This window comes from Nocardiopsis yanglingensis, from assembly GCF_045809185.1.
GTDB lineage: Bacteria > Pseudomonadota > Gammaproteobacteria > Xanthomonadales > Xanthomonadaceae > Stenotrophomonas > Stenotrophomonas yanglingensis.
Genome location: NZ_JBJNRH010000022.1, coordinates 20,362 through 28,833, shown reverse-complemented (window position 1 = coordinate 28,833; position 8,472 = coordinate 20,362). Strand labels below are relative to the sequence as shown.

Genomic DNA, 8,472 nt, shown 5'->3' with positions numbered 1-8,472 from the left:
GGGTTGGGTTCGCGGGAGTGTCCGCCGCATGGATGCGGCGGCCAAGCCTCCAGGGACGGATTCACGGCGTCTCCCGCGAACCCAACCCGCCCGGCCCAGCGCGGCTTTCGCTCTTGCTTCAACGCGACCAACCCCCCGCCACGAGGGGCTCAGCCGTTGGCCGAAATCCTCACAGTGCCGAACGAATGCGCTCGCGCAGCGCTTCCAGATCCTTGGCAAACGCATCGATACCGGTCGCCAGCTTCTCGGTCGCCATCGGATCGGCCGCCAGATCCGCCGCGAACTTCGCCGCATCGATCGGGGTCACCGCCGCGCCATCGGCCGCACCGGCCACCAGCTTGCGCGGCAGCTCGCCGTGGTCGGCGTCCAGCTTCTCCAGCAGGTCCGGCGAAATCGTCAGGCGGTCGCAGCCGGCCAGCGCTTCGATCTGCGCAGTCGAACGGAACGAGGCGCCCATCACCACCGTCGGCGAACCGCGGCGCTTGAATTCGGCGTACACGCCGCGCACGAACACGACGCCCGGGTCTTCATCGATGCTGGCCGGGGTCTGGCCGTTGGCCACGTACCAGTCCAGGATGCGGCCCACGAACGGCGAGATCAGGAACGCACCGGCTTCGCTGCAGGCCAGCGCCTGGGTCGGGTTGAAGATCAGGGTCAGATTGCAGTCGATACCCTCGGCCTGCAGGATGCGCGCGGCCTCCACACCTTCCCAGGTCGCGGCGATCTTGATCAGGATCTTCTCGCGCGGCACGCCGGCATCGGCGTACATCTGGATGAACTGGCGGGCCTTGGCCACGGTGGCAGCGGTGTCGTGGGCCTGGTCGGCATCCACTTCGGTGGACACGCGGCCCGGCACCAGCGTGCTCAGCAGCGCGCCGACGCCGATGGTCAGGCGGTCGGCCACGGCGTGCACCACCGCTTCGCGGTCGCCACTCTGCTGGCGGCCCCAGGCCAGTTCGCGTTCGATCAACTCGGCATAGACCGGCAGGTCCAGCGCCTTCTTCACCAGGGTCGGGTTGGTGGTGCAGTCCACCGGCTGCAGGCGCTTGATTGCCTCGTAGTCACCGGTATCGGCAACGACCACGGACAGTTCGCGCAGCTGGGACAGTTTGGACGGGGTACTCATTACGGCTCCTGGTGCAGGGGGATCGAATCGCGCGCGGTGCGCAGCGGTAATCAGGGGCGGTCGTTGTGGACCGCGGTCACGCGCAGGCGCAGCTTGCGGCCGCCGGGCGCATTCCAGTCGATGCTCTGGCCGATCGAAAGGCCGAGCAGGGCACTGCCGACCGGGGCCAGCACGGAAACCTTGCCTTCATCGACGTTGGCTTCGCGGGGGAAGACCAGGGTCAGGACGTGCTTCTCGCCCGACACTTCATCTTCGCACTCCACGCGCGAATGCATCATGACGATGCCTTCGGGAATCTGGTCCGGTGCCAGCACGGTGGCACGGTTGAGTTCTTCAGCAAGCGCGAGCGCGGCAGGCGTCTGGCTCAGCGCAGGGGATTCGAGCATGGCGTCCAGGCGGTCCATGTCGAAGGTAGAAACGGTGATCGACGGCGGCAGGCCGCTGGCGGTGTTCATGGTGAAGCTCCTTGGTTGAAAGCCATGCAAAAGGCGGCACCTGCTGGCGCCGCCTGTCTGTATTGTGGGGACAAATGCGGCCGGAATCGACTCCTGCCGATTCCAGGCCGGTGCTGCGGGGGTTCAGCCGTTCAGCGCGGGGCCGGGCAGCGCCGGTGCATCGCTGGCGGCATTGAGCGCTTCCAGGGTAAACAGCGCCTGCGGCAGGCGCTTGAACTGGTCGGCCAGCTCCATCAGGAAGTCGTTCATGGCCGAGCTGCGCCGCCAGATCATGGCGATGCGGCGGCTGGGACGGCCCTCGCCGGTGAAGTCGAGCAGGCGGATGTTGTTCGAGCGCGGCACCGGCGGCTGCACCGACAGGCTCGGCAGCAGGGTGATGCCGACGTCGGCAGCGACCATCTGCCGCAGCGTTTCCAGGCTGGTGGCGCGGAACTCGGACTTCTCGTTGGCGCCGAACAGGCGGCAGACTTCCAGTGCCTGATCGCGCAGGCAATGCCCGTCTTCCAGCAGCAGCAGCTTCTGCGTGGCCAGTTCCTGCACGTCCAGGTGTTCGCGGCGGGCCAGCGGATGGCGCCCGGATACGGCCAGCAGGAACGGTTCCTCGAACAGGAACTCGGCATGCAGCTGGTCGTCGATCACCGGCAGGGCCAACAGCGCAGCGTCGAGCTTGCCTTCGCGCAGGCGGTCCAGCAGCACATCGCTCTTTTCCTCGACCAGCAGCAGTTCCAGCTCCGGGAAGCGATCGCGGATGCGCGGAATCACATGCGGCAGCAGGTACGGGCCGAGGGTCGGGAAGATCCCCAGGCGCACCGTACCGGCTTCCGGATCGCGGCTGCGTCGTGCCGCTTCCTTCAGCTGTTCCACTTCGGACACGATCACCCGCGCCCGTGCCGCCGCTTCCTGGCCGGCCGGGGTCAGCATCACCTTGCGCGGTGCGCGTTCCACCAGCGGCAGGCCCAGCTCTTCTTCCAGCTTGCGGATCTGCGTGGACAGCGTGGGTTGGCTGACAAAGCAGGAGGCGGCAGCCCGGCCGAAATGCTTGTGGTCGGCCAGGGCTACCAGGTACTTCAGATCACGTAGGTTCATCCTTACACCCCAGGGGTAACGGACCGGCTGACGGCATGGTTACCCGACAGGCAGACAATGTTCCCGGTGATCTGGGAACGATGGATCAGGCAGCTTCAGCAACAGCACCACTGCTGCTGCTCACCGACGAGCGGATCAGGTGGTCGAACGCACTCAATGCGGCGGTCGAACCGGCACCCATGGCAATGATGATCTGCTTGTAGGGTACCGTCGTGCAATCGCCAGCGGCGAACACGCCCGGCAGATTGGTCTGGCCGCGATCATCGATGACCACCTCGCCACGCGGCGACAGCGCCACGGTGTCCTTCAGCCACTCGGTGTTGGGCAGCAGGCCGATCTGCACGAAGATGCCTTCCAGCTCGACGCGGTGGGCGTCGCCGCCGACGCGGTCCTTGTAGACCAGGCCGGTGACACGGCTGCCGTCGCCCAGCACTTCGGTGGTCTGTGCGCTGGTCAGCACGGTGACATTGGCCAGGCTGCGCAGCTTCTTCTGCAGTACTTCATCGGCGCGCAGGCTGGAATCGAATTCCAGCAGGGTTACATGCGACACGATGCCAGCCAGATCGATGGCTGCCTCCACGCCGGAGTTGCCGCCGCCGATCACCGCCACGCGCTTGCCCTTGAACAACGGGCCATCGCAGTGCGGGCAGTAGGCCACGCCCTTGTTGCGGTACTGGTCTTCGCCCGGCACGTTCATCTGGCGCCAGCGTGCGCCGGTGGACAGGATCACCGAACGCGACTTCAGTACCGCGCCGTTTTCCAGCTGCACCTGCACCAGGCCGTCTTCACCGGCCGGCACCAGCGCGCTGGCGCGCTGCAGGTTCATGATGTCCACCTCGTACTCGCGCACGTGCTGTTCCAGCGCGGTGGCCAGCTTCGGGCCCTCGGTCTCCTTCACCGAAATGAAGTTCTCGATCGCCATGGTGTCCAGCACCTGGCCACCGAAACGCTCGGCGGCGATGCCGGTGCGGATGCCCTTGCGCGCGGCGTAGATCGCCGCTGCGGCGCCGGCCGGGCCACCGCCCACCACCAGCACGTCGAAGGCGTCCTTGGCGGCGATCTTCTCGGCATCGCGCTTGCTGGCATTGGTGTCCAGCTTGGCCACGATCTGCTCGAGGGTCATGCGACCCTGGTCGAAGACTTCACCGTTGAGGTACACGGTCGGCACCGACATGATCTCGCGCTTCTCGACTTCGTCCTGGAACAGGGCGCCGTCGATGGCCACGTGCTGGATGCGCGGGTTGAGCACCGCGGCCAGGTTCAGCGCCTGCACCACGTCCGGGCAGTTCTGGCAGGACAGCGAGAAGTAGGTTTCGAACCTGTAGTCGCCTTCCAGGTTCTGCACCTGCTCGATCAGCTCGGCGGTGGCCTTGGACGGGTGGCCGCCGACCTGCAGCAGGGCCAGCACCAGCGAGGTGAACTCGTGGCCCATCGGCAGGCCTGCGAAGGTCAGGTGGATGTCCTGGCCCGGGGTGCCCAGATCGAAGGACGGCACGCGGCCCTGGCCATCGCGCAGCACCTGCAGCGAGATCCTGTCCGACAGGCTGTCCAGGGTCTGCAGCAGTTCCAGCATTTCCTGCGACTTGGCGCCGTCGTCGGCGTGCGCGGTGATCTGGATCGGGCGGGTCACGCGCTCCAGATAGGTCTTCAGCTGCGACTGCAGGTTGGCGTCCAACATCGGGTCTTCTCCTGGCTTCAGGCAAACAGGGGGCGTGGCACCGCTGTAGAAGGTAGCGGACCAGCAGGGGGTAGGGGTGAACCCAAGACAGCGACCGTGGAAGGGGCTGGCTGGCCAAGGCTGGCGTGCGTTGGCTGTCTTGGGTTCACCCCCACGCCGGCGGGGGGACCGGCACGGGGATGAAAGGCGCGCCGTGGCGTGGGGCCACGGCAGGCCGGTACTGCTTTAGATCTTGCCGACCAGGTCCAGCGACGGGGTCAGGGTCTTCTCGCCTTCCTTCCACTTGGCCGGGCAGACCTGGTTCGGGTTGGCGGCGGTGAACTGGGCAGCCTTCAGCTTGCGCAGGGTCTCGGCGACGTCACGGGCGATCTCGTTGGAGTGGATCTCCAGGGTCTTGATCACGCCTTCCGGGTTGATGATGAAGGTGCCGCGCAGGGCCAGGCCTTCTTCTTCAATGTGCACGCCGAAGGCGCGGGTCAGCTGGTGGGTCGGGTCGCCGACCAGCGGGAACTGGGCCTTGCCGACGGCCGGCGAGGTTTCGTGCCACACCTTGTGCGAGAAGTGGGTGTCGGTGGTGACGATGTAGACCTCGGCGCCGGCCTTCTTGAACTCGGCGTAGTGGTCAGCGGCGTCTTCGATCTCGGTCGGGCAGTTGAAGGTGAAGGCGGCCGGCATGAAGATCAGGACGGACCACTGGCCCTTCAGGCTGTTGTCGGAAACCTTGATGAACTCGCCATTGTGGTAAGCGTTGGCTTCGAACGGCTGGATCTGGGTGTTGATGAGGGACATCATTTTTCCTCTGGTGAAGGGGAGTGGGTGAATCGACAGGACCTAGGTTACCGATTCGCTCGCGATAAGAACAATCCATTGATTGCATCTATTTGATAGATGGAGTATATCAAAAGCCCGTGAGCCGGCACTGAACCTTGCCGCCCTCATCCTGCAACTGCCTGTGTGACAAGGGAAAGCTCCCGGAGGCGCAGAATGTGGCCGATAGCCCCTCCTTATTCCCTCCGCCAGAAGATAGCCCCTCCTTATTCCCTCCGCCAGAACCTGAACGGATTGCAGCTTTTGTAGAGCCGAGCCCATGCTCGGCTGCGGGTGGAGCCGCCGAGCATGGGCTCGGCTCTACAATTGCGGAATGTCTCTGCAACCCGAACCCACCCTCCGCCAGATCGTGGCCGAGGCCAGTGCCCGACTCGGCGGCGTCGAAGCCCGCCATGAGGCCGAACTGCTGCTGCTGCACGTGCTGGACCGGCCGCGCAGCTGGCTGTTCGCCCATGCCACCGATCCGCTGGACGCCAATGATCAGGCCGCCTTCGAGGCATTGCTGGCCCGCCGCGTAACCGGTGAGCCAGTGGCCTACCTGACCGGCCGCCGCGGATTCTGGACGCTGGACCTGGAGGTCGACCCGGCCACGCTGATCCCGCGGCCGGAAACCGAACTGCTGGTCGAGCTGACGCTGGAGCGCCTGCCATCAGACCAGGCGCTGCAACTGGCCGACCTCGGCACTGGCAGCGGTGCGATCGCTCTGGCGCTGGCCAGCGAACGGCCGCAGGCGCAGGTGCTGGCCACCGATGCCAGCCCGGGTGCGCTGGCCGTGGCCGCGCGCAATGCCGCCCGCCATGAACTGCGCAACGTCCGCTTCGCCGAGGGCGGGCACGACTGGTATGCGCCTCTACAGGGGGCACGCTTCGACCTGATTGCCAGCAATCCGCCGTACATCGCCAGCGACGATCCGCACCTGGCACAGGGCGACCTGCGCTTCGAACCGGCCACCGCGCTGGCCTCCGGCGTGGACGGGCTGGATGACATCCGCCGCATCGTCGACGGTGGCCAGGCCCACCTGCTGCCCGGCGGTTGGCTGCTGATCGAGCACGGTTGGGACCAGGGCGCGGCGATCCGCGCGCTGTTCGACGCGGCGGGTTTTGCGGAGGTGCAGACCGTGCAGGACCTGGAGCAGCGCGACCGCATCACCCTGGGCCGGCGTCCGGCCTAGAATGGAGGTTCTCCTGCCCCGGCAGGGCATCACCCTGGAGCTGCAAGCATGCGTACGCTGTACCCCGCCATCACCCCCTACGACGTCGGCACCCTGAAGGTCGACGACCGCCACACGCTGTACTTCGAACAGTGCGGCAACCCGGATGGCAAGCCGGTGGTGATGCTGCACGGTGGCCCGGGCGGCGGCTGCAGCGACAAGATGCGCCAGTTCCACGACCCGTCCAAGTACCGCATCATCCTGTTCGACCAGCGCGGTGCCGGCCGTTCCACGCCGCACGCGGACCTGGTGGACAACACCACCTGGGACCTCGTCGCCGATATCGAGAAGCTGCGCGAGCACCTCAAGGTTGATCGCTGGCAGGTGTTCGGCGGCAGCTGGGGGTCGACCCTGGCACTGGCCTATGCCGAAACCCACCCGCAGCGCGTGACCGAACTGGTCCTGCGCGGCATCTTCATGCTGCGCCGCTGGGAGCTGGAATGGTTCTACCAGGAAGGCGCCAACCGCCTGTTCCCGGATGCGTGGGAGCATTACCTCAAGCCGATCCCGTCGGTGGAGCGTCATGACCTGATCTCGGCCTTCCACCGCCGCCTGACCAGCGACGACGAAACCACCCGCCTGGAAGCGGCCAAGGCGTGGGCGGTGTGGGAAGGCGCGACCAGCTTCCTGCACGTCGATGACGACTTCATCAACAGCCACGAAGACCCGCACTTCGCGCTGGCGTTCGCCCGCATCGAGAACCACTACTTCGTCAACGGCGGCTTCTTCGAAGTGGAAGACCAGCTGCTGCGCGACGCGCACCGCATCGCCGATATTCCGGGCGTGATCGTGCACGGCCGCTACGACGTGGTCTGCCCGCTGGCCAACGCCTGGGACCTGACCAAGGTGTGGCCGAAGGCGAAGCTGGAAATCACCCCGGCCTCGGGCCACTCGGCGTTCGAAGCGGAGAACGTGGACGCACTGGTGCGCGCCACCGATAGCTTCGCCTGATCGGTAACGCCGGGCCATGCCCGGCGCTATCGGCCCTCATCCACGCATGGCGTGGATCTACTCAGTAGAGCCAGGCCATGCCTGGCTGCTCCTGCGGTGAATCCTCCATCCACGCATGGCGCGGATCTACCGCAGCCTGGTAGTGCCGGCCGCTGGCCGGCAAACCTGAAATGCTTGGATTCATGCAGACGCCGGCCAGCGGCCGGCGCTACCAATCCCCGGCCAGCAAGGCGTCGGCCAGCACCTGCAGCTTCGGCGAATGCTGGCGCGACGGTGGATAGATCAGTGACAGTGCACGGCTGCGACCTTCAAACGGCTGCAGCACGCGCTGCAGGCGGCCGTCAGCCAGCGCGTCGGCCACGGCGAAATCCATTACCTGCACGATGCCGATGCCGGCGATGGCCGCTTCCACCAGCGGATCGCCGCTGTCGAACACCATCCGCGTCGGGGGCGTGAACTCACGCAGTTGCCCGTCCTGCAGGAACTGCCAGTCCACCAGCCGGCCACTGCGCAGGTTGCGCACCGCGAGGCAGGCATGATCCTGCAGCGCGGCCACATCGTCCGGTGCGCCACAGCGGGCCAGATAGGCGGGGCTGGCCACCGTCACCCAGCGCAGCGGCCGCAAGGGCCGCGCGACGATGCGCTGGTCGGCGATGACGCCGGTGCGCAGCGCGGCATCGAAGCCTTCCTCGACCAGATCGACCAGGCGGTCGCTGAGCACCGCTTCCACCTGCAGCTGCGGATGCTGTTGCAGCAACGGCGCCAGCATCGGCACCAGCACCTTGCGCCCGAACATCGACGGCGCACTGATCTTCAACGTGCCCGAGGGCGTGCACGGGCGGTCGGCCAGTTGCCGCTCGGCATCGTCCAGGCCGGCCAGCAGCGGCGACACCTGTTCGACGAATTGGCGGCCATCCGGGGTCAGTGCCACGTTGCGGGTGTTCCGCTGCAGCAGCTTCACCCCCAGCGATACTTCCAGCCGCCCGATCGCGCGGGACAGGCCGGACTGGCTCAGGCCCAGCTGGCCGGCAGCCACGGTGAAACTGCGCGCTTCGGCCACCTGCACCAGCATGCGCACCGCATTGAGGTCCATCGAGGCTGCATTCATGCGGAAAATCATGACAGAAATGGCGGGCAG

General features: G+C 66.5%; 8 protein-coding genes. 2 read left to right on the top strand and 6 right to left on the bottom strand.

The genetic code is table 11. The features are described 5' to 3' along the window. Window positions 1-169 precede the first annotated feature (169 nt). The 5 genes from ACJ7C5_RS19975 to ahpC form a co-directional block, all read right to left on the bottom strand. Window positions 170-1,126, bottom strand: coding sequence for a transaldolase (locus ACJ7C5_RS19975; protein ID WP_412704880.1), 957 nt, complete (start codon window positions 1,124-1,126; stop codon window positions 170-172). A gap of 50 nt (window positions 1,127-1,176) precedes the next feature. Beyond that, window positions 1,177-1,581, bottom strand: coding sequence for a nucleoside diphosphate kinase regulator (rnk, locus tag ACJ7C5_RS19970; RefSeq protein WP_065722817.1), 405 nt, complete (start codon window positions 1,579-1,581; stop codon window positions 1,177-1,179). Between the two features lie 123 nt (window positions 1,582-1,704). After that, window positions 1,705-2,667, bottom strand: a complete 963-nt coding sequence (locus ACJ7C5_RS19965; protein ID WP_094000372.1) for a LysR substrate-binding domain-containing protein — start codon at window positions 2,665-2,667, stop codon at window positions 1,705-1,707. 85 nt (window positions 2,668-2,752) lie between these two features. After that, window positions 2,753-4,345, bottom strand: a complete 1,593-nt coding sequence (gene ahpF / locus ACJ7C5_RS19960) for an alkyl hydroperoxide reductase subunit F (protein WP_412704879.1) — start codon at window positions 4,343-4,345, stop codon at window positions 2,753-2,755. Between the two features lie 225 nt (window positions 4,346-4,570). Then, the gene (ahpC, locus tag ACJ7C5_RS19955; protein ID WP_014036055.1) at window positions 4,571-5,134 is read right to left on the bottom strand and encodes an alkyl hydroperoxide reductase subunit C; all 564 of its coding nucleotides are present in this window, start codon (window positions 5,132-5,134) and stop codon (window positions 4,571-4,573) included. A 352-nt stretch (window positions 5,135-5,486) separates the two neighbouring features. On the opposite strand from ahpC, the gene prmC reads away from it, so the two are divergent. Beyond that, on the top strand, window positions 5,487-6,344 hold the full coding sequence (gene prmC / locus ACJ7C5_RS19950) for a peptide chain release factor N(5)-glutamine methyltransferase (RefSeq protein ID WP_412704878.1): 858 nt from the start codon (window positions 5,487-5,489) through the stop codon (window positions 6,342-6,344). Window positions 6,345-6,392: 48 nt separating this feature from the next. After that, entirely contained in the window at window positions 6,393-7,334 is a 942-nt protein-coding gene (pip, locus tag ACJ7C5_RS19945; protein WP_014646006.1) for a prolyl aminopeptidase, read from the top strand. 208 nt (window positions 7,335-7,542) lie between these two features. On the opposite strand, the gene ACJ7C5_RS19940 is transcribed toward pip, so the two are convergent. Next, window positions 7,543-8,442, bottom strand: coding sequence for a LysR family transcriptional regulator (locus ACJ7C5_RS19940; protein ID WP_412704877.1), 900 nt, complete (start codon window positions 8,440-8,442; stop codon window positions 7,543-7,545). Between the last annotated feature and the right edge of the window lie 30 nt (window positions 8,443-8,472).

Coding starts and splice junctions, on each gene's coding strand:
- ACJ7C5_RS19975 (WP_412704880.1), bottom strand. CDS start 1,126: ATGAGTACCCCGTCCAAACTGTCCCAGCTGCGCGAACTGTCCGTGGTC.
- rnk (WP_065722817.1), bottom strand. CDS start 1,581: ATGAACACCGCCAGCGGCCTGCCGCCGTCGATCACCGTTTCTACCTTC.
- ACJ7C5_RS19965 (WP_094000372.1), bottom strand. CDS start 2,667: ATGAACCTACGTGATCTGAAGTACCTGGTAGCCCTGGCCGACCACAAG.
- ahpF (WP_412704879.1), bottom strand. CDS start 4,345: ATGTTGGACGCCAACCTGCAGTCGCAGCTGAAGACCTATCTGGAGCGC.
- ahpC (WP_014036055.1), bottom strand. CDS start 5,134: ATGTCCCTCATCAACACCCAGATCCAGCCGTTCGAAGCCAACGCTTAC.
- prmC (WP_412704878.1), top strand. CDS start 5,487: ATGTCTCTGCAACCCGAACCCACCCTCCGCCAGATCGTGGCCGAGGCC.
- pip (WP_014646006.1), top strand. CDS start 6,393: ATGCGTACGCTGTACCCCGCCATCACCCCCTACGACGTCGGCACCCTG.
- ACJ7C5_RS19940 (WP_412704877.1), bottom strand. CDS start 8,442: ATGAATGCAGCCTCGATGGACCTCAATGCGGTGCGCATGCTGGTGCAG.